The 21873-nt window shown below is 37.8% G+C and carries 21 protein-coding genes; 13 read left to right on the forward strand and 8 right to left on the reverse strand.

The window, feature by feature from the left end; all coding sequences use genetic code 11:
• Positions 1-71 precede the first annotated feature (71 nt).
• Complete coding sequence (locus FFJ24_RS17170; protein WP_138818368.1) at positions 72-1895, reverse strand: DNA mismatch repair protein MutS; 1824 nt, start codon at positions 1893-1895, stop codon at positions 72-74.
• Between the two features lie 111 nt (positions 1896-2006).
• Here FFJ24_RS17170 and rlmH point away from each other — a divergent pair, with 111 nt between their 5' ends.
• Positions 2007-2480 carry a 23S rRNA (pseudouridine(1915)-N(3))-methyltransferase RlmH gene (gene rlmH / locus FFJ24_RS17175; RefSeq protein ID WP_138818369.1) on the forward strand — a complete coding sequence of 158 codons (474 nt, stop codon included), beginning with the start codon at positions 2007-2009 and terminating at the stop codon, positions 2478-2480.
• A gap of 267 nt (positions 2481-2747) precedes the next feature.
• Here the strand turns inward: rlmH and FFJ24_RS17180 are convergent, their stop codons facing one another.
• Entirely contained in the window at positions 2748-3290 is a 543-nt protein-coding gene (locus tag FFJ24_RS17180) for a DUF5606 domain-containing protein (RefSeq protein ID WP_138818370.1), read from the reverse strand.
• Positions 3291-3431: 141 nt separating this feature from the next.
• Entirely contained in the window at positions 3432-3893 is a 462-nt protein-coding gene (locus FFJ24_RS17185; RefSeq protein WP_138818371.1) for a peptidylprolyl isomerase, read from the reverse strand.
• A 233-nt stretch (positions 3894-4126) separates the two neighbouring features.
• On the opposite strand from FFJ24_RS17185, the gene FFJ24_RS17190 reads away from it, so the two are divergent.
• Positions 4127-5308, forward strand: coding sequence for an asparagine synthetase B (locus FFJ24_RS17190; protein WP_138818372.1), 1182 nt, complete (start codon positions 4127-4129; stop codon positions 5306-5308).
• A gap of 284 nt (positions 5309-5592) precedes the next feature.
• On the forward strand, positions 5593-6300 hold the full coding sequence (locus FFJ24_RS17195) for a porin family protein (RefSeq protein WP_138818373.1): 708 nt from the start codon (positions 5593-5595) through the stop codon (positions 6298-6300).
• A gap of 70 nt (positions 6301-6370) precedes the next feature.
• On the opposite strand, the gene FFJ24_RS17200 is transcribed toward FFJ24_RS17195, so the two are convergent.
• The 4 genes from FFJ24_RS17200 to FFJ24_RS17215 all read right to left on the reverse strand — a co-directional run bounded on the left by FFJ24_RS17200 (position 6371) and on the right by FFJ24_RS17215 (position 11626).
• Positions 6371-8377 carry a putative porin gene (locus FFJ24_RS17200; RefSeq protein ID WP_168202499.1) on the reverse strand — a complete coding sequence of 669 codons (2007 nt, stop codon included), beginning with the start codon at positions 8375-8377 and terminating at the stop codon, positions 6371-6373.
• Between the two features lies 1 nt (position 8378).
• On the reverse strand, positions 8379-9194 hold the full coding sequence (locus FFJ24_RS17205; RefSeq protein ID WP_138818374.1) for a purine-nucleoside phosphorylase: 816 nt from the start codon (positions 9192-9194) through the stop codon (positions 8379-8381).
• Positions 9166-10227, reverse strand: coding sequence for a tetraacyldisaccharide 4'-kinase (gene lpxK / locus FFJ24_RS17210; RefSeq protein ID WP_138818375.1), 1062 nt, complete (start codon positions 10225-10227; stop codon positions 9166-9168). Before lpxK ends, FFJ24_RS17205 begins: the two co-directional genes overlap by 29 nt.
• A gap of 241 nt (positions 10228-10468) precedes the next feature.
• Positions 10469-11626, reverse strand: coding sequence for a carboxypeptidase-like regulatory domain-containing protein (locus FFJ24_RS17215; RefSeq protein WP_138818376.1), 1158 nt, complete (start codon positions 11624-11626; stop codon positions 10469-10471).
• A gap of 220 nt (positions 11627-11846) precedes the next feature.
• Here FFJ24_RS17215 and FFJ24_RS17220 point away from each other — a divergent pair, with 220 nt between their 5' ends.
• The 10 genes from FFJ24_RS17220 to FFJ24_RS17265 all read left to right on the forward strand — a co-directional run bounded on the left by FFJ24_RS17220 (position 11847) and on the right by FFJ24_RS17265 (position 21151).
• Complete coding sequence (locus tag FFJ24_RS17220) at positions 11847-12986, forward strand: sterol desaturase family protein (RefSeq protein ID WP_138818377.1); 1140 nt, start codon at positions 11847-11849, stop codon at positions 12984-12986.
• Positions 12987-13472: 486 nt separating this feature from the next.
• The gene (locus tag FFJ24_RS17225) at positions 13473-14597 is read left to right on the forward strand and encodes an NAD(P)/FAD-dependent oxidoreductase (RefSeq protein ID WP_138818378.1); all 1125 of its coding nucleotides are present in this window, start codon (positions 13473-13475) and stop codon (positions 14595-14597) included.
• A 6-nt stretch (positions 14598-14603) separates the two neighbouring features.
• On the forward strand, positions 14604-15317 hold the full coding sequence (locus FFJ24_RS17230; RefSeq protein ID WP_138818379.1) for a methyltransferase domain-containing protein: 714 nt from the start codon (positions 14604-14606) through the stop codon (positions 15315-15317).
• A complete protein-coding gene (locus FFJ24_RS17235) occupies positions 15314-16366 on the forward strand; it encodes a type III polyketide synthase (protein WP_138818380.1) in 1053 nt (350 codons plus the stop codon). Before FFJ24_RS17230 ends, FFJ24_RS17235 begins: the two co-directional genes overlap by 4 nt.
• A 43-nt stretch (positions 16367-16409) precedes the next feature.
• Positions 16410-16856, forward strand: a complete 447-nt coding sequence (locus tag FFJ24_RS17240) for a 3-hydroxyacyl-ACP dehydratase FabZ family protein (RefSeq protein WP_138818381.1) — start codon at positions 16410-16412, stop codon at positions 16854-16856.
• Complete coding sequence (locus FFJ24_RS17245; protein ID WP_138818382.1) at positions 16849-18126, forward strand: beta-ketoacyl synthase; 1278 nt, start codon at positions 16849-16851, stop codon at positions 18124-18126. Before FFJ24_RS17240 ends, FFJ24_RS17245 begins: the two co-directional genes overlap by 8 nt.
• On the forward strand, positions 18119-18379 hold the full coding sequence (locus FFJ24_RS17250) for an acyl carrier protein (protein WP_138818383.1): 261 nt from the start codon (positions 18119-18121) through the stop codon (positions 18377-18379). The genes FFJ24_RS17245 and FFJ24_RS17250 overlap by 8 nt, the downstream gene beginning before the upstream one ends.
• Positions 18369-18833: a 4'-phosphopantetheinyl transferase superfamily protein gene (locus FFJ24_RS17255; protein WP_138818384.1), complete on the forward strand. Its 465-nt coding sequence runs from the start codon at positions 18369-18371 to the stop codon at positions 18831-18833. Before FFJ24_RS17250 ends, FFJ24_RS17255 begins: the two co-directional genes overlap by 11 nt.
• A 240-nt stretch (positions 18834-19073) precedes the next feature.
• Complete coding sequence (pruA, locus tag FFJ24_RS17260) at positions 19074-20708, forward strand: L-glutamate gamma-semialdehyde dehydrogenase (protein WP_138818385.1); 1635 nt, start codon at positions 19074-19076, stop codon at positions 20706-20708.
• Between the two features lie 182 nt (positions 20709-20890).
• Complete coding sequence (locus FFJ24_RS17265) at positions 20891-21151, forward strand: hypothetical protein (RefSeq protein WP_138818386.1); 261 nt, start codon at positions 20891-20893, stop codon at positions 21149-21151.
• A 63-nt stretch (positions 21152-21214) separates the two neighbouring features.
• Here FFJ24_RS17265 and can read toward each other — a convergent pair whose 3' ends face one another.
• Positions 21215-21871: a carbonate dehydratase gene (gene can / locus FFJ24_RS17270; protein ID WP_138818387.1), complete on the reverse strand. Its 657-nt coding sequence runs from the start codon at positions 21869-21871 to the stop codon at positions 21215-21217.
• Between the last annotated feature and the right edge of the window lie 2 nt (positions 21872-21873).

Here is a 21873-nt window from a genome sequence, read left to right on the forward strand (position 1 = left end):
GGTGTTACTACCTGACTGGTCCAAATATTTACGTGTTTGATGGAAACATCTGACATCACATATAAATGTTACTATTTAACATTATCCAGCTTTAAACCAATCTCTTTCAGCAAAATAGCTGCATTAAAAGTTTTGCACGGTCCGTATTTTAGCAGATAATCAAATCTCATTTCGCCTTCGGCAATCTGGATATCGAAATGAAAATTACGAACAGTTTCGGGGTAATCAATAATCAGATCTGCTAATTGTAAATCGTGGGTTGCAAAAAGTGCAGGAGTTTTTTCGGCAATCAGCTTTTGTATAAAAACCTTTGATCCTAAATATTTATCCCGGCTGTTTGTACCCCTCAGCATTTCGTCAATTAATACAAAAGTATCTTTATCCTTTATAACATTATCCAAAATCATCTTCAAACGGTTAAGCTCTGCCTTAAAAGTAGAGGTACTTTCGTTCAGCGAATCTTTAATCCGCATATAGGTGTTGATCGAAAAAACAGATAATTGCATTGTTTTGGCACAAACCGGCGCACCTGCGTAAGCCAATACCATATTGATACCCAGCGTACGTAAAAAAGTACTTTTACCTGCCATGTTAGAGCCCGTTACAATATCAACAGTTGGTTTTGCCTCCACACAAAAATCATTGCTCACCCGTAATTGCTTATTAATAAGCGGATGGCCAATATGAGTAGTGGCTAATGCAAAGTGATCGTTAATCACTGGAAATATCCAATCTGGTTGATTATAGGCCGTTGTTGCTAACGAAATCAGTTCTTCAAAATCGCCCAGATGATCAAGCGCAGCAATTACATCTTTTGATGATGATTTGTACCAGATATCTAAATTGATGCAGCATTTTAAATCCCAAAGTAAAAGGGCATTCAGTATTCCACCCACAACGATATTCAGTCTCGCATCAAAATTTTCGATAATCTTTGTAAGACCTTTAATTTCTTTACTAACCGGAATTTTTGAATCGAGTAAACTTAGCGTATAACTGCTTTTCCATTGTTGATTTTCTGTCCATAAAATAGCGCCTGCATATCCGTTCAGCAGGTTCGAACTCCCGCCAAAGCTATAAAACACTTTGTTGATTTTTGAGCCCAGTAATACATTCCACCCGATGTGGACCACAAGCAAAAGCGCCAATACCTTCCAGAAAAGACTACTGATTAAAACTGCTGCCAGAATTAGGCCGATAGTAATGTAGGGTACCAGTTTCACATAAAACCTCATAAAGGCTCCCTGAACAAAGCCCAATTGCGCACCCAATTGACTCTTTAACTGCGTTTTGATCTGTTCTATTTTATCAGGATCGTAACCATGGAGGTTAGCCCTAAAACTATAAGTTTCTGCTATCTTATCTATTATCTCTTTTATGGCTTCCTGACGGCGTAATATCCCAGCCCTGGTCGATTTTTCTGCGAAATTTTTAGCCAGCAGGTTATTTCCACTTTTGGTACTACAACGGTTAATCAGGGCAAATAGCGATGAGGCACCAAAAATATCAAGATCGGAAGTGTAAGGATGTTGTTCAGATTCGAAAGCTTTACCATGGTCATATCCGTTAGCGGCACCATTTAAAATATTCCATTCGTTCTGATAAACCCACAGAAGTTGTTTTTTATAGTCGATTTCACGATCAAGCTGGCTTTGTCTGCGCACAACATAGGCGAAAGCAATTACAGGCAGTAATAAACAAATTTGGATTAATGTACGTAAGCTGTCGTCTGCCGAGCGCAGCAGCAAAACGAAAAATAAAATTTCGGCCAAAAACAATCCTATGCGGAGGAAAGAAAGTTGATCGATCAGTTTTTTTGTTTGATCTATATCTGTCGTAACATCTTTTATTTTATCATGGTAACCGGCTATTATTTCTTGTTTTTGTTTCAGCATAATTTTTATTCAGTATATATTTCAGAAGTTATCAGATGGATAGATTGTCTTTTTTGTTACAATTTTCTCTAAGTTTGAATCTCGAAATTCTAAAGATAGGCAAAATATTAAATGAAGATTACCCTGATCGCCATTGGCAAAACAGAAGATAAATACCTAATAGAAGGAATTGATAAATACATCAACCGCCTGAAGCATTATGTTAATTTTATCTTTTTGGCCATACCTGATGTAAAAAATGTTAAAAACCTGAGTGAGGCGCAACAAAAAGCAAAGGAGGCAGAACTTCTCCACAAACAAATCAACAATGGCGATGTTGTTATTTTGCTGGATGAGAAAGGGAAAAAATATTCATCTGTAGAATTTTCAAACTACCTGAATAAACAGATGGTGGGCAGTGTACAACATTTAATTTTTATCATTGGGGGGCCATACGGATTTGATGAAACCATTTACAAAAGAGCAAATGGTTTAATTTCCTTATCTGATATGACCTTTTCTCATCAGATGATCAGATTGTTTTTTGTAGAGCAGCTTTACCGGGGTTTCAGCATTTTAAAAGGAGAACCTTATCATCATGCTTAGAGATGAAATTTTTGAGGTAAGAACTATGTGAATGAGATATGGAAAAGACGAATTAAAATCATCATTAAATAAAAGAAATTATGATATTAGATAAATATAAACGGGAATACAGATATAAAAGCGATCAAAACCGCAATAATAAATACTTATGGATCAGCATTATTGTCTCTTTAGTGATTGTAGCTTTGCTTTGGTATTTCTTAGATTAAACCCATAAAAAAACACCAGACAAATAGCCTGGTGTTCTCTATAATAATTAAATAAAGCTTAAACGCCTTTTTTACTGGTCATACTTGCTTTTTTAGCTGGAGCCGAAGTTTTAGTAGTTGCTTTAGCACTTGCCGAAGTTTTAGATCCTGTAGCTTTTTGTTTTTTATCAGAAGCTGCTTTTTCTTCTGATAACTTAACTTCTGCTGGTGTACCAGGAGTTTCCGGAGTTTCTTCAGTAAATAAAGGCAGATCTTTTAATAAGTTATACCAGGTAATGATTTTCTTCATATCAGAAGCATAAACTTTCTCCTGATCGTGACCTGGAGCTACTTCAAGAAAATATGCACGCAAATCGCCTTTCAAGTCAGGAGTAGATCCTTTAGCAGAAATTTTAGCAAAAATATCAGCCAGTTTAATTTCTTCCTCTTCACCATACACGGTAATATCTTCTAATGAAGCTAATTTTGTGTTGGTGATGTTGGCTACAACTTTAGTTTTTTGAGCATCTAAGCCCTCTAAAATGTAACCTACTTTATTTTGTCCAACCAGTTTAAATAAACCTGGTCTGCCGGATACGGCTACAATTCCTCTTAAATTCATATCATGTGTGTTTAGCGGTTAGCGGTTGGGGTATGGCGCAATAAATTGCCTACCGCCAAACGCATAACGTATTTCTATTGTTTTAAAATCTAAATGTGAGCAATTAGCGCCTCAAACGCTTATCGCCAAACGCATTGCGCACTAACCTTCTAAAACTTCAATATTTACAATCTTATCGCCCTGACGGATATCATCAACAAGATCTACATTTTCGATAACTTTACCAAAACAAGTATGGTTACGGTCTAAATGAGCAGTATTTGCTCTGCTATGGCAGATAAAAAATTGCGAACCACCAGTATTACGGCCAGCGTGGGCCATAGATAAAACACCACGATCGTGGTATTGATTTTCTCCGTCCAATTCGCAATCAATTTTATAACCTGGACCACCAGTACCTGCCAAATGTGCTTTAGCCGGGTCTTTTGAATTTGGACATCCGCCCTGAACCATAAAGTTAGGAATTACACGGTGAAAAGTTACACCATCATAAAAGCCTTCTTTAGCTAATTTTTTAAAGTTTGCAACGGCTTTTGGCGCATCATTTTCGTAGAATTCTACGGTCATATCGCCTTTTTCTGTTTTTATTATTGCTTTACTCATATCAATATCGGTACTAATTTTAATTTTTCTCCCCCTAAAAAACTTTCATATTTTTTTAGTAGAGGGCAAAAATAACAAAATTGTATAACTTATGACATCATTAAATTTTTCTATACAGTTTAAATGCGGTATTTTAGTGTTTTAAGCATACCGATTTGATAAAGAAATATTATATCCTACTCATTTGCCTGCTTTGCTCCCTTGGGCTTAGGGCTTCTTCCTTGTTAATTTATATGGATGAAGACCAAAAAAACCATCTTAAAGCTTATGGTATTGCCTATTGGACCATCAGCAAACAATTGGAGGTTGATTGGCTTTTAAACTATCGTGGCGGTAGTTTTTTAATCAAATATAATAAAGCGGTGGAGGATGAATTAAAAATCCGCGGGGTTTCTTATGAAGTTATGGCTGATGGAAAAGTAGTGAGTTTGCTAAATGAAATCAGCGACCCATCTGTAAACATGGAAATGGTTAAACTGGAGAAAACGCCAAAAATTGCAGTTTACTCTCCAAAAAGCAAATTGCCGTGGGATGATGCGGTTACACTCGTGTTAACCTACGCAGAAATTCCATACGATGTAATTTACGATGACGATATTCTTCAGGATAAATTGAGCAAATACGATTGGCTACACTTGCACCACGAAGATTTTACCGGGCAATATGGTCGTTTCTGGGCCAATTTCAGGTATGCAACCTGGTACCAGGAAGACGTCAAAAATCAGGAAACTTTAGCTAAACGTATGGGCTATAAAAAGGTTTCTGAAATGAAATTAGCCGTTGCCAAACATATTAAGGAGTACTGTGCCGGTGGAGGTTTCATGTTTGCCATGTGCTCTGGTACTGATAGTTTCGACATTGCCCTGGCTGCCGAAGGGGTAGACATTTGTGCACAGATGTTTGATGGTGATCCTGCCGACCCTAATGCGCAATCGAAACTTGATTTCAACAAAACGCTGGCCTTCCAGAATTTCAAGTTAGACAACAACCCGATGAACTATGAGTTTTCGGATATAGATGTTACTCAAACCCGTACACTGAACCAAACAAACGATTATTTTACTTTATTCGATTTTTCTGCCAAGTGGGATCTTGTTCCAACCATGCTTACCCAGGATCATGATAAGGTAATTAAAGGTTTTATGGGACAAACCACAGCATTTAAAAAAAGCTTAGTAAAAACAAATGTAACCGTTTTAGGTGAAAATAAAGGCGCAGCAGAGGTAAGATATCTACATGGCGAAATTGGCAAAGGCCAGTTTACTTTTTATGGCGGGCACGATCCGGAAGATTATCAGCACGCTGTTGGCGATCCACCAACAGATTTAAGTCTGCATCCCAATTCTCCGGGTTACCGTTTAATTTTAAACAATGTACTTTTCCCGGCGGCAAAAAAGAAACCTCAAAAAACATAAAACCAATCAGAATTTAACTCCTGACATTTTTCTTTTGAGTTTAAAAAATTGTTAATTCTCTGCTATATTCCTGTTATGTATACACTAAATGGCTGCTCATACCATTTCCGATCTGGATCATAACCACTCTTAATCTTTACAAGAATCATACTGGTAGCCAATATTTTAGCCACTAAAATGTAACACGTTTGATACTTTGGCACAGCTTTTGGATTAGCATGGACAATTAACAAACAGGATTAAACCTGAAAATTTAAACAAGATTTTTATAAAAGAAAAATATCATGAAAAAGTTACTATTAAGCGCATCAATCATTTTATTGGCAACAGGTGCTTTCGCACAAAATACCATGACGGGTAGTGATGCGAGATTTGGAATAAAAGCCGGAGTAAACTTGGCAAGATTTCACGCAAGCGGTACTGATGGCAGTACATCATTCAACGACAATGCCAAGGACAATGTTGGCTTTAATGTTACTGCATTTGCTGATTTCGGTGTAGGAAACAATTTCTTCATTCAACCTGGTGTATCCTTACAGAATAAAGGCAGCAAATTTGAGGAAACGAGAACAGTTGGTGGCATTACCAATACAACCACTAACAAAGTAAATTTGATGGCTATTGAAGTACCTGTAAATGCAGTTTTCAGAATTCCTACAGGTGATGCCGGTGCTGTACAAATTTCAGCAGGCCCTTATATTGGATTTAACATATCAGGAAAAAACAAATTCGAAACAGTTACAACTGGTGGCGCTGCTGCAGGAACAATATCTGATGAAAATGATTTAAAATTTGGTTCAACCACCGATAAAAACTATTCGTCTACAGAGTTTGGTGCCAACTTCGGTTTAGCATATCGTACCAACTCTGGATTTTTAGTGGGTGCTAATTATGGTTTAGGTTTATCAAACCTGGTACCTAAAGATTCTAGATCTGGAGATGGTAAATTAACTAACCGTGTATTAGGCTTCTCAGTTGGTTATTCATTTTAAGCAAAGCCTTAAACATAAAAAACCTTCCCGAATTTTATACCGGGAAGGTTTTTTTATGCTTTTTAAATTATTAATCGTAAAAGTTCCAGCTTACCCCAAATTTTAACAAGGCATCTTGCATAGGGTACCTGTTTACCGTGTAATAACCCGGTTGAAATAAACCCTGATTTACAAAATCATATTTAACAAAGATATTAGCTCTTTTTAAATTTGCCTTAAAAAAGACATCAATTACTGGTCTTGAGATCAGATTTGTCGGATTACGCTCATCAATATAAAATTGAGCCGTTGCTGGTGAATATAAGTAATTTGCATATTCTGAATTATACCTCACATCAAATCCCACATTAGCTTTTAATACTTTGAAAAACGTATTATCAAAATAAATACTGTTATAAGTATAAAGTTCGGGTGTTCTTAATACGGCATTTTTATCTGTTTTTTGATAAGCGATATAGTTTTCCATCACAAATCTACCAAACCTGGTTTTCTTTGATACATCCAACCTGATTAAGCTAATATCTGCAGTAGCTTGTTTTGGTAAAATAGCATTTGTGTTATTGGTCTGATCAGCTGCAAAATAAACATAGTTACTGGTTAAGTAATAATTGGCTCCCGCAGTAAAACCATACTTATCATTGATATAGTTGAATGATAAATTGGCGATTTTAGTATTCTTAAAATCACTGTTTGTCCATTGGTAATGATTGCCGTGATAGTAATTAAAAATAGCCGCCGGGGTTTGGTTTTGCGCGTATGCACCCAATTCTATTCTCCCAATGGTTTTACCTAAAAGAATTTTACTTTTTGCCTCGTATAAATAATCGCCGGCATTTTCACCTTGCAAAATTTGCTGTACATCTAAATTGAAATCGATATTGTTAGAGAACCGATAACCCGCTGCACCTAAAATGGTAATGTTCTGATAAGCAAATCTACTGTGTTCATAATTGGTTCCATCTTGTTTCATACCAAGATATTCATGTCTGTAATAATCGTGTCTTATGCCTGCATCAACCTTTAATTCATTTTTAATAACCGAACTGTTTTTGGGTCTTAAAAAGAAACTATAAATAAATTCATTTTTGATATGTTTTACGTGGGTCGAATCATTGGTAAATATTGTACTCGCAATGCCTGGAGGCAGCACATTATTAACATCAGTTCCATTTTTGTAAAAATCAAAACTGTCGTTATTATACTCAAATGTATACGAAACCTTATTGGTTGGTAAAACCGCATTGTTAACATTCGCAGAGGTATCTATCCTGCCAACATAATAGGTTTGCTTTAAGAAAACGGTGTTTTTACGGTACAAATTTCTTGAATCTGATAAATTTATGGGTTCCGCCTCTCTGTCAATTTTAGAATAGCCCGGATCGAATAAACCTGTAGCTACCGTAGAGCCATTCTCGTAAGCACGCATGGTATTAAAAATTGCCGATGCCCACATATTATAACGTTTGCTGGGCGATTGGTACCAGGAAAATACAGCGACATTCAGATTATCGCCCCGCTGCCTGGCATAAAAACCCTTAGAATCGCCCCGGTTAAAATTAACTCCAACGTTCCAGTTTTTTTTAATATTCTGCGTATGTATAGCCCTGAAAAGCTGTTCTTTTTGACCTGCACTCACAAAATATAAGCTGGTAAAGGGAGTTCTGGCCTGGTAGTAAATAATATCTTCTGGTGTTAAAGCATAATAATCAAGTGAATGAAATCCTGCATCAAAACCAATCCTTTTACTTGGCTCGTACAATAAAGGCCTCGCTGCCAGGCCCATATTACCATTGCTAATGGTTGGGTGCAAGGGTTGTAAAAGCGGACTATAATTTTGAATATTGGTTGTGGAAGTATCTAAGGGCAGCAGCACAATACTATCTTTAGCTAAGGATAACTTAGTAAACCGGATATATTTTGCGGTAAAAACAACGGAGTCCTTTCCCGAATCTAATTTTTTCCGAACAGAATCGAGTTCCTTATTGGTACCCACACTCGTTTTTAAATCTTGTGCAAATGCTTTGTTAATGCCTAGCAGCAGGAACAGAAAAAAACAGATTTTAACGGCTTTATGCATCTTATAGTTCAGAAATTAAGCGGGTTAAAATCTCAGTCATTTTAGGCTCGGCCTTAGCTGCTGCAGCTAAAATTTCATCTAAATTAAAGGGTTGCAGATCTTCTGGAAAACCTTCATCCGTTAATACGGAGATGGCAAAAACAGGTAAACCAGCGTGGTTGGCCACAATAACTTCGGGCACGGTACTCATGCCAACTGCATCAGCGCCAATTAAACGCAGGTATTTGTATTCGGCTTTGGTTTCTAAATTCGGACCAGAAACCGCAACGTATATCCCTTTATGGCACCTAATATCAACATCTTTAGCTATCTCCAGCGCTTTGGCTATGATATCGCGTTTATAAGGCTGGCTCATATCTGGAAAACGTGGACCTAATTCGCTCTCAATTAAACCGCGCAACGGGTTATCTGGCTGCAAATTAATATGATCATCGATAATCATTAAATCACCCTTTTTAAACTCAGGATTTAATGAGCCCGCAGCATTAGATACAATTAAGTTTTCGATACCCAAACCTTTCATCACCCTAACCGGGAAGGTGATCTGTTGCATGCTATAACCCTCGTAATAATGTAAGCGCCCCTGCATGGCAATAATCTTTTTCCCGTTCAATGTTCCAAAAATTAGTTTCCCGCTGTGGAACTCTAAAGTAGAAATTGGAAAATTTGGAATATTAGAATACATCAGTTGATGCTCTATTTCGATCTCTTTTACCAGGCCACCCAAGCCAGTACCTAAAATAATGCCTATTTCTGGCTTAAAGTTTTCTGTTTTACGTTTTATATATTCAACGGTTTCTTCTATTGCTCTTAACATATTTTAAAATGAGTTCGTCAAAGTTAATCTTATCTTCTTCAAATAATTCAACCTCAATGGGTAAATAATATACAGGTAAATCTACCAGTAAATCTTTAAATCCGGTAGCTCTTAAACGCTTGCTATCCTTTTCTGTTGTGATAATGATTTTATCTTTTTTAACACTGGCCATAAAAGCCGATTTAAACTTATCAATATCATCATTTTTAAAAGCATAATGATCAGGAAATTCTTTGTGTTTAATGGTTCCTGCATATTTTTCAAGCTCTTCTATTAACGGATTGGGATTTGCTATTCCGGTGAGCAGGAAAATTTCGAAACCTTTAACAGACTCCAGCGTTTGGCATTCGTTATGGTATAAATGGATAAGATCGCCATATTTTAGATAAGAATGTAATACAGGTTGATTTGCGTTTGGCTGTAACTCATTTATCGAGGCTTGCCGGGCAACATTTAACAGCGGAACAGGCGATTTCGTGACCAACAAAACATCTGCCCTTTTACGGGAAGAGAAAACATCTCTTAAATTACCGGCAGGTAATAAAAACTGTAAAGTACCCAGCTTTCTAAACTCGAAAAGCAAAATATTAAATCCTGCGTTTACAGCGCGGTGCTGAAAGGCATCATCAAGGATAATTAAATCATGATTGTCTTTTAATTGCTTAATCCCTTTCACGCGGTCTTCGCAAACCGCAACGGTAACAGCCGCAAATTTTTGGTAGTACTGTAAAGGTTCATCTCCTATCGTTTCGGCAGTTGCAGCACTATCTGCAAATATAAAACCTTTCGTTTTACGGCCATAACCCCTGCTTAAAATGGCGATCTTGTAATCGGCCAACAACCTTACCAAATATTCTGTTGTTGGTGTTTTACCCGATCCGCCAACAGCCAAATTGCCTACACAGATTACCGGCAGATCAAACTTTACAGATCGCATAAATCCCCAGTCGTAAAGTTTTTTACGGAGAATAATGACTATTCCGTAAATGATTGAAAAAGGAAGCAATAAAAGGCGTAGATAATTAAGTAGCATGTTCGTGGTTTCAAAAATACTGATTATTTAAAAAAGAAAGGCATAACCTGGTCTAATGCCCAATAAGGCAACCATTGAGTGAGGGAAATGGTTTGGAAAGATGTAAAATGGAAGATGGATGATGGAATGACCAATAATCAATTTCCAATGATCAATAATCGAAACTAGTTTGAGTGTTTGGAGCTGGGCGTTTAGAGTACAATTAACCGATTAACCCCAATGAACGAATGATCCGATGAATTTAAAATTGTTCCAAAATATCCTGATCCGATTTATAGGTTTCGACAATTACCTCCGGAATCGTTAAGTTATGTTTTTGATAAAGTACTACCCAAAACCCGGCATTGTTCTTTTTAGGATATTGATAAAAATCCTGTCTAAGTTTTAAGGTAGAATAGTTGTTGCTGTTTTTTAGTTCCGGATCGATATTTTCCAGAAAAATCAGTTCCATCTCTGCCGAAGGTTCTCCTTCCGAAAATAACCCGGCCACTACATTACACTTTAAATACGTAGAAGATAACTTCGACAAACCATTATCGATGGTATAGTTTTGCCTGTTTATCCAGATCATGCTTTTGTTTATTGTAGCAATATTGCTTTCCATTCCTTTAATCAGGTGTTTATCTACTGTGATAAAAATCCATCCATTCTTGCGTTTATACAATACATTTCTTACCCTTGTGAAAGAGATCTTATAACATTTTGACCCTTCATACTCAACCTGTCCTTCAATTTCGTAATCATTATCCTCGCTGAGCATATTATCGCTGAGATTACTTACAAAATAAGATTTGAGCTCAATTCTTAAATCAACAGCGTAGTTAATCTTCACACCTCCTGTTTTTTTGAGCTCCTTAAGCCTTCTTAATCCTTCAAGCTGTAACCTGATATCGTTTTTATATTCATCAGTATGGAGGTTAAATAATCCCTCGGCATAACTATAATACTTACCATCTTTTACCATATACTGCCTGCATAACAATTTTTCGCTCACCACCCCAGTATCGGCAAGGTGCGCGACTGCATTTTTAATTAAAGTAGAAGCAAAATTGGCTGCATAAATATGTACATCGTCCAGTTTAATGTATTTGTCTTTTAGCTTAACCATGAGGTCACTGGTACTGCTGCGCTCATCAACTTTAACGGAATGGCTTTCGTAACCCACCGAACTGAAGGAAAGCGACTGACCTTTATTTAAGGAATCTATTTTAAAGCTGAAGTTTCCTTCAGAATCGCTCAGGGCAATTAATTTCTGCTTATTATAAATGGATACGGATGCGATACCTTTATTAGTTTCATTAACTACTTGTCCCTTAATAAGCTGTTGCGCCCAGGCGCGGGGGAAGGTGAAAAAGCAGCCAATTATAATTGATAATATGATTTTTGAGCGATATGACATAGGTAGATTAAGGCTTTACCAGCTAATATTTGGTTATTTCAGGTGTAAAATAATTATTCTCTTTAAATAACAAAAATATACAGGGTTAAATCGGGCGTTCGCCGCAGGGCGTTTGTTGTCAGTTAACCATTAAACAGTGAACCATTGACCAGCTAACAAATTTATTCAACCATAATTTATCTTTTTTTATTATCATTGTTATCTACCAAAACATATTTTAATGTCACCAAACAAAAGATTAGTAGTGGGCCAGGGCCAGATTAGTGGATATATTTCTATTTTTTTAGCTGCATTAGCGCTTTTAGGCATCCTGTGTTTTCATTATCCGGAAAAGCTAACCACGCCCGAATTCCGTGAAATATATACAAAAAACAGCATGGAAATTCTAATGCTTGCTGGTGTTATAGGCTGTTTCTTTTTTTCATTATTAAGCTTAATCCTTAGCAAAAAACTAAAATGGGCCTGGCCGGGCTTTGTGCTTGGCGCCCTGGCAGTAATACTGGGTGCTTTAAGCGTAGAAGGCAGGGATGTTGCCAAATCGAACTGGCATTTTGGCTTGGATTGGATGATTTTAGATTTGCTTTTAATGGTGGCCATTTTTGTCCCCTTAGAATTATTCTTTCCAAAAAACAATGGGCAAACCAAATTCCACGAAGAATGGCGTACCGATTTGACCTATTTTGTTATCAGCCATTTGTTCATCCAGTTTTTCGGTATCATTACGCAAAAGCCTGCCGTATTATTTTTTGGTTGGATAGGATTAGATAAATTGCATAGCTGGGTGCAGGGCCTCCCCTTCATAGTTGCTTTATTTTTGGCTTTTTTCAGTACCGATTTGTTTCAGTATTGGGCACATCGTTTTTTCCACACCCGTGTAGCCCTTTGGCGCTTCCACTCCATACACCATTCTACACAAAATATGGATTGGCTGGCCGGAAGCCGTACCCATTTTATCGACATCTTTTTTACTAGGGCTATGACTTTCATACCACTTTATGTGCTAGGCTTTTCATCTACCGTTTTCAATGTGTACATTATATTTATTGCTATCCATGCCGTGCTGATCCATGCCAATACCAGGATTAACTTTGGCCCGCTAAAATACATATTTACTACCCCTCAATATCACCATTGGCACCATTGCGAAGATCCTGAATATTATGGGCATAATTTCGCTTCCATATTCCCTTTTATTGATATGATGTTCGGCACCTATTATTTACCAGGCAAAGAATGGCCAGCCGGAACAGGTGTGCATGAAGCCTCTTATCCGAAGGGTTTTGTTAAACAATCTATTTATCCCTTTACTAAAAGTCCGTTTGATACCGATTTGAATATGGAAGAACGGAGTGATAGATAAAAAAGGCACTAATACTCATTGCTATGGAGCTTTGGATAACCCATCGTTTTTAACGATGAAAATCGTTAAGCGATTCTTATATAAGTGATAAATACATCCTAATAATTAGGAAAGCAGGGCCAGCAAACATAATTAATGTTAGCCGGGCTTTCCGCTAAATCTTTTGTTATAGAAAAACAAAAGTATACCACTGCAATCCCGTTTAATCAGAACTTGCAGTGCTATTATTAAAGGTTTTGAACCCAGTTTCAAACTGATAACATTCCTATCAGATGATAATATCTACCAGCACGCTATCTACACGCCCAGCTCCGTGACCTCGGTGTCTTCTCCCGGCGACCTATGTGGTTAAAACTATGATGTAATCGTAAAACTATTTCTTTAATGCTTTAGTCTTAGTGAAAACATGATGTTCTGTATGGTTAAAAAATCTAAGGTGGAACAAACGCCTCATTAAAGTGTTATATTAGCGTTCCATCTCATTTTATGCAGGCCGAAACAGAAATTTTAATTATTGGTGGTGGATTGGCAGGTTTAACAGCAGCACTTCACCTGAATAAGGTGGGTTTAAAGGTTACATTGATCGAGAAAGATACTTATCCCCACCATAAAGTTTGCGGCGAATATATTTCAAACGAGGTAAACCCTTATTTTGAATGGCTAGGCCTGGATATCGAAAATCTTGCACCTGCACTCATCAGCGACCTGCTTTTCACCTCAAATCTTGGAAAAAGTATACAGACAAAATTGCCGCTGGGTGGTTTTGGTTTAAGCAGGTATACCATCGATCATTATTTGTATACCGAACTGATCAGGAGAAAGGTAAGCATCGTTCATGACCGTGTTGTAGAAATAAATTTTGCCAATAATCAATTTACAGTAGCAACTGCTAATAACGTTTTTATGGCAGCTTACGTTATTGGCGCGTATGGAAAAAGATCAGCCATTGATATTAAGTTAAACCGGAGTTTCATTAATAAACAATCGCCCTATCTGGCAATTAAAGCACATTACAAGGCCGATTTTCCGAATAACCTGGTTAGCCTGCATAATTTTCAAGGTGGCTATTGCGGCGTTTCAAGGGTTGAAAATGATCGGTTAAATATCTGTTATCTGACCAACTATGAAAGTTTCAAGAAGCACAAAAATCTACTTACCTTCCAGGAAAACGTACTTTACAAAAACAGGCATTTGAAGGCTATTTTTGAAAATGCAACCAGTTTATTTGATGCTCCGTTAACCATTAGTCAGATCTCTTTTGAGCGTAAAGCGCCCGTACATAACCATGTTTTAATGATTGGTGATACTGCGGGATTAATCCATCCGCTTTGCGGAAACGGTATGGCCATGGCTATTCACGCTGCCAAAATTGTTTCAGAACTTTTGCATCAAAGAATCGAAGGTTACATCAGTTCGCGTGAAGGACTGGAAGAAAGTTACGCCGCACATTGGAACAGGGAATTTAATAGCCGCTTGAAAATGGGGAGAATCTTATCTTCTTTGCTGAGAAATACTAAATTCGAAAGTTTAGCCATCAATGCATTGATTAAAATGCCCTTTCTGCTCCATAAAATAATTAAACAAACACATGGCAAGCCCATCACAATTTAATCATAAATGCCAGTAGATACCACATTTAGAAGCACAGCACCAGAGATTATGGATGATTTCGCTATGGAAGGTGAAATATTACGCGATGCACTTGACAAAATAGCCAGTATTAACCAACTCCTTGGTGGTAATAAAGTTACGCTAAATGGGGTTAAAACCTTAATTAACAACAAACCATTTGATCAGGTTATACGTATTACCGATATAGGCTGTGGAAATGGAGATATGTTACGCACTTTGGCCGATTATGCAAAAAACCAAGGTTTACATTTTATTTTAAAAGGGATAGATGCCAATAAATTCACCATAAATCACGCACAAAGTTTGTCTGCAAACTACCCGAACATCACATATGCCTGCAGCGACATTTTTGAGGATTTAAATAAAGATGAACCCTGCGACATTATGCTCTGTACGTTAACGCTACATCATTTTAAAGATGAAGAAATTATTAATCTGCTAAACAATTTTAAAAGATCGGCAACAATGGGTATTGTGATAAATGACCTGCAAAGAAGTGCAGTAGCATATTACCTTTTTAAAGCTTTGTGTTATGTTTTCCGTTTAAATAATATGTCGAGAGAGGACGGTTTAGTCTCCATTCTACGTGGATTTAAAAGAGCAGATTTAATTAAATACAGCAAACAATTAAACTTAAAATTGAGTTCCATAAAATGGAAATGGGCTTTCCGCTACCAATGGATAATTAAAACAACATGAGCGTAACCGTAAAAGCAGTAAGTAAAGCATTGCCCGAATTTTGGCGGTCAACCGCGGAGATTTTACCATTTCTGGATATTTGGCTAAAAGGTCAGGATGATCGCTTCATCAGAAAGGTAAAAAAGATTTTTGAAAGCGCAGCAGTAGATAAAAGGTACTCGATCATGTCGCCCGAAGAGGTTTTTAGCGATTTAAGTTTTGAAGAGCGAAACAACATTTACGTAAGAGAAGGGATAAAGCTGGGTGCTGAATGTTTAAAAACTGCACTCGAAAAAGCCAGTTGGCAGGCACAGGATTTAGACTATATCATTACGGTAAGCTGCACCGGAATCATGATTCCTTCTTTAGATGCTTATCTGATCAATCTGCTCAAACTGCGTCAGGACATTGTTCGCTTACCCGTAACTGAAATGGGTTGTGCAGCAGGTGTATCAGGTATGATTTACGCCAAGAATTTTCTGAAAGCTAATCCAGGCAAACGTGCAGCAGTTATTGCAGTAGAATCGCCAACGGCAACCTTTCAATTAAATGATTTTTCGATGGCCAACATTGTAAGTGCCGCAATATTTGGCGATGGTGCCGCCTGTGTACTGTTAAGTTCGAATGATGATGATAGCGGACCAGAGATTTTGGCTGAAGAAATGTACCATTTTTATGATGCTGAAGAGATGATGGGATTTAAACTCACCAATACCGGACTGCAAATGATACTGGATGTAGCCGTTCCTGAAACCATTGCCAATCATTTCCCCAATATCATCCATCCATTTTTGGTGAAAAACGGATTCGAAATTAATGATATAGAACATTTGATCTTTCATCCGGGCGGCAAAAAGATTATCCAGATTGTGGAAGAGTTATTCGGACAGCTTGGCAAAAATATAAACGAAACAAAAGAGGTATTAAGGCTTTATGGAAACATGAGTAGTGCAACAGTGTTGTATGTTTTGGAACGGATTATGGATAAAAAGCCAATGCCCGGAGAAAAAGGGCTGATGTTAAGCTTCGGACCGGGATTTTCAGCACAACGCATACTTCTACAATGGTAACCATTCAATAATTCACTCAATTAATTATTCAATAATTCAACTTATGAATCCACAAGAAATATTAGATAAACTGCCTTATGGTAAATCTTTTCTTTTTGTTGATGAGTTATTACATGTTGATGAAAATGGAGCAAAAGGCACTTATACTTATGCTAAAGATCTACCTTTTTATGAAGGTCATTTTAAAAACCGTCCCCTTACCCCCGCAGTAATCCTTACCGAAACCATGGCACAGATTGGTTTGGTTTGTTTGGGCATCTACCTGTTAAAAAGCATTGAAACTGATCAAAACATAGCCATTGCCATGACCTCAAGCGCGATCGATTTTTTAAAACCGGTTGCACCTGGTGAAAAAGTTACGGTAACGAGCGAGAAAGTATATTTCAGGTTCAATAAACTGAGTTGCAAGGTAAAAATGGAAAATGTAGCAGGCGAGATGGTTTGCAAAGGAAATATTTCCGGCATGTTAATTTCGAAAGAAAATGAATAACAGAGTTGTAATTACAGGCTTAGGCGTATGCGCACCCAATGGCACTACCCTGGCTGAATTTTCAGATGCCATAAAGAAAGGACTCTCCGGGATCTGTCATCAGCCAGATTTGGAAGCCTTAAATTTCTCTTGCCAGATAGCAGGCAAACCATCACTTAGCGAAGAGCGAATCAACCAATATTTTACACCGCTCGAATTACGAAACCTAAACAGCACAGGCATTATATATGGTGTTATTGCAGGTTTAGATGCCTGGAAGGATGCAGGCCTAACCATCGAAAATAATGACGAACCCGACTGGGATAGTGGCACCATTTTCGGAACCGGTACTTCTGGTATAGATAAATTTAGATGGGCAATTAATAAGATAGATGCGCTTGAAATTAAAAAACTAGGCAGTTCAGTCGTGATACAAACCATGGCCAGCGGCGTAAGCGCTTTTATCAGCGGGAAACTTGGCTTAGGAAACCAGGTAAGCACTAATTCATCTGCCTGCGCAACAGGAGTCGAAAGTATATTGCTGGCCTACGAAAGAATTAAAACCGGTCAGGCTAAAAGAATGTTAGCAGGAAGTACCAGCGACAGCGGGCCTTATATTTGGGGTGGTTTTGATGCCATGAAAGTTTGTACTTATAAGCATAATGATGCCCCTGAAAAAGGTAGCCGCCCAATGAGTTCAACAGCAAGTGGCTTTGTACCTGGAAGCGGAGCCGGTGCTTTGGTATTAGAATCGCTAGAAAGTGCAATGGCTAGAAAAGCCAGAATTTATGGCGAAGTGCTCGGTGGGCATATCAATTCTGGTGGTCAGCGGGGATTAGGCACCATGACAGCCCCTAACCCTATTGCAGTTCAGCATTGCATAAAGGCTGCTTTGCAAAATGCGGGTATAGAAGCATACGAAATAGATGTAATTAATGGTCACCTTACCGCGACTAATAAAGATGCGCTGGAAATAGAAAACTGGAAAGTAGCCCTACAATTACCCGCTGATGATTTTCCATATATCAATTCTTTGAAAAGTATGATTGGTCATTGTATTGCAGCATCAGGGAGTATAGAATGTGTTGCTTCGGTACTTGAGCTTACAGAGGGTTTTATATTTCCCAATATTAATTGCGAAGATTTAAACCCTGAGATTAAAGCCTTAATTGATGAGAAATGCATTCCGCAAGCCTTAATTCATCAACCATTTAATATCTTAGCCAAAGCAAGTTTTGGTTTTGGCGATATTAATGCCTGCATTATTTTTAAAAAGTATACCCATGAATAAAGAAGAAATCATCGAAACCTTAAAAACAATTATCGAACCTTACAGCGAAGAGTCAACAGCCTTGGCTCAGATTGACGAAAACACCGATTTTATTAATGATTTGAAAATAAATTCGGCTAACCTGGTTGATATTGTCCTGGATATTGAAGAGAAATTCAACATCGAAATAGACAATGATTCGATGGCTAAAATGCTTACAGTAAAAGCTACAACCGAAATTATAGCTCAAAAACTGGAAGCGCATGCTGGGTAACGACATCGTTGATTTGGATCTGGCTAAAATCCAGAGTAACTGGAGGCGCAAAAATTACCTCGATAAAATTTTCACAGCAGAAGAACAGTTATTGATTACATCAGCCAAAAATCCTGATGAAATGGTATGGCTGTTATGGAGCATGAAAGAATCGGCTTACAAAATTCATAACCGAAAAACAGGCATCCGGAATTTCGCTCCCAAAAGCTTATACTGTACGATTTATCCAACCGCAGATCAGGTAAACGGCACAGTAGGTATTGATAAAGACACTTACTTTACTAAAAGTAACATACAATCAAAATATATACATACCATTGCTACGCCTGCTTACAATAAGTTAGAAGAAATTAAAATAGCCATTTACGAGTTACCAAATCATCCGTATGATTATAAACGCACTGAACCGGGCAGTGCGAGTCATCATGGGCAGTATTTGGCTTTGGTGTATTAATTTCAGAGTTGACAACTTTTCTTATCAACTTGCTGGTAAAGTTGTCAACTCTTCCTGCAAAGCCTAAACTACCCGGATTTTAACCACAACTTCTTTAAAATTACCTGCTCATTTGATTCGGTCTTAAAACTTCTATCTACGGACTATTGCGGTCAAACCTTTGCCCTATTTTCTTTACAGAATAATAGAATTGCCTACCCCAAAAAGCATTATCTTTGCACAAATCATAAAAAATAAAATATGCTTAAAGGATTTTTTAACGTACCTACCCCGGTTAACGAGCCCATTAATAGCTATGCACCAGGCACAAAAGAACGTTCGCTTTTAAAAGAAGCTATTGCCGAGGCGCGTGCTAAACAATTGGATATTCCGATGTTTATTGGCGGACAAGAGGTACATACTAAAAATAAAAAGAAAGTTGTAGCTCCACATGATCATCAACATGTACTGGCTTCCTTTAGTTATGGCGATAAAAACCATGTAAAACAAGCCATAGATGCTGCTTTGACTGCCAAGGCAGATTGGGAAGCTTTAGCCTGGGAACATAGAGCTGCTATTTTTATGAAAGCTGCTGATTTGTTTGCTACAAAATACCGCTACCAAATTAATGCGGCAACCATGCTTGGGCAAAGTAAAAACGCCTATCAGGCTGAAATTGATGCCGCTTGCGAACTGGTGGATTTTTTGCGTTTTAACGTAAGTTATATGCAGGATATTTATGGCCAACAGCCACCGGTATCTCCAAATGGCATGTGGAACAGAACAGAACAACGTCCTTTAGAGGGATTTATATTTGCTTTAACACCTTTCAACTTTACTGCAATTGCTGGTAATTTACCTGCTTGTGTAGCCATGATGGGTAATGTGGTGGTGTGGAAACCTGCAGATACCCAGGTTTATGCGGCTAATGTAATTATGAATGTTTTTCGCGAAGCAGGCTTACCTGACGGCGTAATTAATCTTATTTTTGCAGATGGTCCTGAAGTTGGCGATGTGGTTTTTAATCATGCTGATTTTGCAGGCATTCACTTTACAGGCTCAACAAAAGTTTTTCAGGAAATTTGGAAAACAATTGGAACAAACATCCATAAATATAAATCATACCCTCGCATCGTTGGCGAAACTGGTGGTAAAGATTTTATCCTGGTTCATCCAAGTGCAGATGTTGCTGCTTCAGTTACTGCAATTGTTAGGGGCGCGTTCGAATATCAGGGACAAAAATGTTCTGCAGCCAGCCGTACTTATATTCCAAAAAGCCTGTGGCCTGAGATTAAAAAATTAATGATCAGAGATTTAGCTTCATTTAAAATGGGCGGAACAGAAGATTTCTGTAACTTTATTAATGCCGTTATTGATGAGCGTTCTTTTGATAAACTGGCTAAATATATCGATCAGGCTAAAAAAGATAAAGGTGTAGAAGTTATTGCCGGTGGAAACTATGACAAGAGCAAAGGTTATTTCATCGAACCTACTGTTTTAGTGGTTGATGATCCGAAATATACCACCATGTGTGAGGAACTTTTTGGTCCGGTATTATCTGTTTACGTATACGAAGATGAGGAATTTGACCAGATTTTAGAAATAATCGATACCACTTCACCCTATGCCTTAACAGGAGCTATTTTATCACAAGATAGATATGCTATAGAAAAAGCCAGTTATGCTTTACGCAACTCTGCTGGTAATTTTTACATTAACGATAAATGTACAGGTGCCGTAGTTGGGCAACAACCATTTGGCGGAGCAAGAGGATCAGGTACCAATGATAAAGCCGGGGCAATGATTAATTTATTGCGTTGGGTTTCTCCACGTACCATTAAAGAAACTTTTAATCCTCCAACTGATTACCGTTATCCCTTCTTAGCAGAAGATTAATATTAAATATAAGGCCAGACATTATTGTCTGGTCTTTTTTATTTGTGATACTCGTTTGCAAACCAGATTGAGGAGATAAGGGATTGTAACACATAAATTTATCAAACACACGATCTGCCTATTTAAAGATGTAAAACCAATCTTCTTTTTTACTGTTTTATATAAGCAGTTTAAGTAAGATTATGAAAAACACAAAAGATAATAACGAGAATTTATCTGATAAAAATGCAGATAACTCGGCAGATAAAACCAATATGCCCGATCAGTTGGTACCCCGCCACCGCAGCAACGATAACGAAAAGAAAAATACGGTAGAAAGCGATGCCGGTAATCTGGGTAGAAATTTTGGAAGAGGTGATTTTGGATCCGAAGAAGCCAGAGAAGATGCCGAAAAAGGCAATAAAGGCCATGCAGGCAACATGCCGAACAGTACAGAAAAATGAAAGCTCCCGATGTAAAACCGGAAGCTTTCCCTAACAACTAAAAAATAACACCTATGGGGTGTTTTATCCTACCTTAAATGCAGGGGCAACATCATCAAGACAAGTACAAGTTACTTTCAGGTCTTTGATGATTCCTGTTTTCAGGCTATAAACCCAGGCATGTACAGCTAATTCCTGTCCATTTGCCCAGGCACTTTGTACAATCGAAGTATTGGTCACATTTGCTGCACCCTCGATGGCGTTTAACTCCACTAAACGGTCAAAACGTTGCTCCGGATCTTTAATGGTAGCCATCTCACGTTCGTGTGTACGGTACACATCGCGGATATTTCTCAGCCAGTTGTCAATAATACCCACTTGTTTATTACCCAAAGCAGCTTTAACACCACCGCAACCATAATGGCCGCAAACAATAACATGTTTAACCTTTAATACATTAATAGAATAATCCAGTACTGAAAGCAGGTTCATATCGGTATGTACAACCACATTGGCTATATTTCTATGTACAAAAATGTCACCAGGTCTGGTATTCGTAATCTGGTTGGCCGGTACACGGCTATCTGAACAGCCAATCCATAAAACCGGTGGGCTCTGGCCTTCTGATAATTTATCAAAAAAGGCAGGATCGTTGTCTATTGTATCTTTAACCCAGTCTTTATTACCCTGTAATAAGTTCTCGTAAGTTATATCTTCTGTATCTATTGTTTTTGCGCACATAA

It is taken from the genome of Pedobacter sp. KBS0701 (assembly GCF_005938645.2).
Lineage (GTDB): Bacteria > Bacteroidota > Bacteroidia > Sphingobacteriales > Sphingobacteriaceae > Pedobacter.

What these genes read in the sequence shown, in the direction of transcription:
- FFJ24_RS17250 (WP_138818383.1), top strand. Translation starts at nt 18,119, where the DNA reads ATGAATAAAGAAGAAATCATCGAAACCTTAAAAACAATTATCGAACCT.
- FFJ24_RS17220 (WP_138818377.1), top strand. Translation starts at nt 11,847, where the DNA reads ATGTCACCAAACAAAAGATTAGTAGTGGGCCAGGGCCAGATTAGTGGA.
- FFJ24_RS17185 (WP_138818371.1), bottom strand. Translation starts at nt 3,893, where the DNA reads ATGAGTAAAGCAATAATAAAAACAGAAAAAGGCGATATGACCGTAGAA.
- FFJ24_RS17235 (WP_138818380.1), top strand. Translation starts at nt 15,314, where the DNA reads ATGAGCGTAACCGTAAAAGCAGTAAGTAAAGCATTGCCCGAATTTTGG.
- FFJ24_RS17215 (WP_138818376.1), bottom strand. Translation starts at nt 11,626, where the DNA reads ATGTCATATCGCTCAAAAATCATATTATCAATTATAATTGGCTGCTTT.
- FFJ24_RS17170 (WP_138818368.1), bottom strand. Translation starts at nt 1,895, where the DNA reads ATGCTGAAACAAAAACAAGAAATAATAGCCGGTTACCATGATAAAATA.
- lpxK (WP_138818375.1), bottom strand. Translation starts at nt 10,227, where the DNA reads ATGCTACTTAATTATCTACGCCTTTTATTGCTTCCTTTTTCAATCATT.
- FFJ24_RS17190 (WP_138818372.1), top strand. Translation starts at nt 4,127, where the DNA reads ATGGATGAAGACCAAAAAAACCATCTTAAAGCTTATGGTATTGCCTAT.
- FFJ24_RS17240 (WP_138818381.1), top strand. Translation starts at nt 16,410, where the DNA reads ATGAATCCACAAGAAATATTAGATAAACTGCCTTATGGTAAATCTTTT.
- FFJ24_RS17245 (WP_138818382.1), top strand. Translation starts at nt 16,849, where the DNA reads ATGAATAACAGAGTTGTAATTACAGGCTTAGGCGTATGCGCACCCAAT.
- FFJ24_RS17195 (WP_138818373.1), top strand. Translation starts at nt 5,593, where the DNA reads ATGAAAAAGTTACTATTAAGCGCATCAATCATTTTATTGGCAACAGGT.
- FFJ24_RS17205 (WP_138818374.1), bottom strand. Translation starts at nt 9,194, where the DNA reads ATGTTAAGAGCAATAGAAGAAACCGTTGAATATATAAAACGTAAAACA.
- FFJ24_RS17265 (WP_138818386.1), top strand. Translation starts at nt 20,891, where the DNA reads ATGAAAAACACAAAAGATAATAACGAGAATTTATCTGATAAAAATGCA.
- can (WP_138818387.1), bottom strand. Translation starts at nt 21,871, where the DNA reads ATGTGCGCAAAAACAATAGATACAGAAGATATAACTTACGAGAACTTA.
- rlmH (WP_138818369.1), top strand. Translation starts at nt 2,007, where the DNA reads ATGAAGATTACCCTGATCGCCATTGGCAAAACAGAAGATAAATACCTA.
- FFJ24_RS17225 (WP_138818378.1), top strand. Translation starts at nt 13,473, where the DNA reads ATGCAGGCCGAAACAGAAATTTTAATTATTGGTGGTGGATTGGCAGGT.
- FFJ24_RS17230 (WP_138818379.1), top strand. Translation starts at nt 14,604, where the DNA reads ATGCCAGTAGATACCACATTTAGAAGCACAGCACCAGAGATTATGGAT.
- FFJ24_RS17255 (WP_138818384.1), top strand. Translation starts at nt 18,369, where the DNA reads ATGCTGGGTAACGACATCGTTGATTTGGATCTGGCTAAAATCCAGAGT.
- pruA (WP_138818385.1), top strand. Translation starts at nt 19,074, where the DNA reads ATGCTTAAAGGATTTTTTAACGTACCTACCCCGGTTAACGAGCCCATT.
- FFJ24_RS17180 (WP_138818370.1), bottom strand. Translation starts at nt 3,290, where the DNA reads ATGAATTTAAGAGGAATTGTAGCCGTATCCGGCAGACCAGGTTTATTT.
- FFJ24_RS17200 (WP_168202499.1), bottom strand. Translation starts at nt 8,377, where the DNA reads ATGCATAAAGCCGTTAAAATCTGTTTTTTTCTGTTCCTGCTGCTAGGC.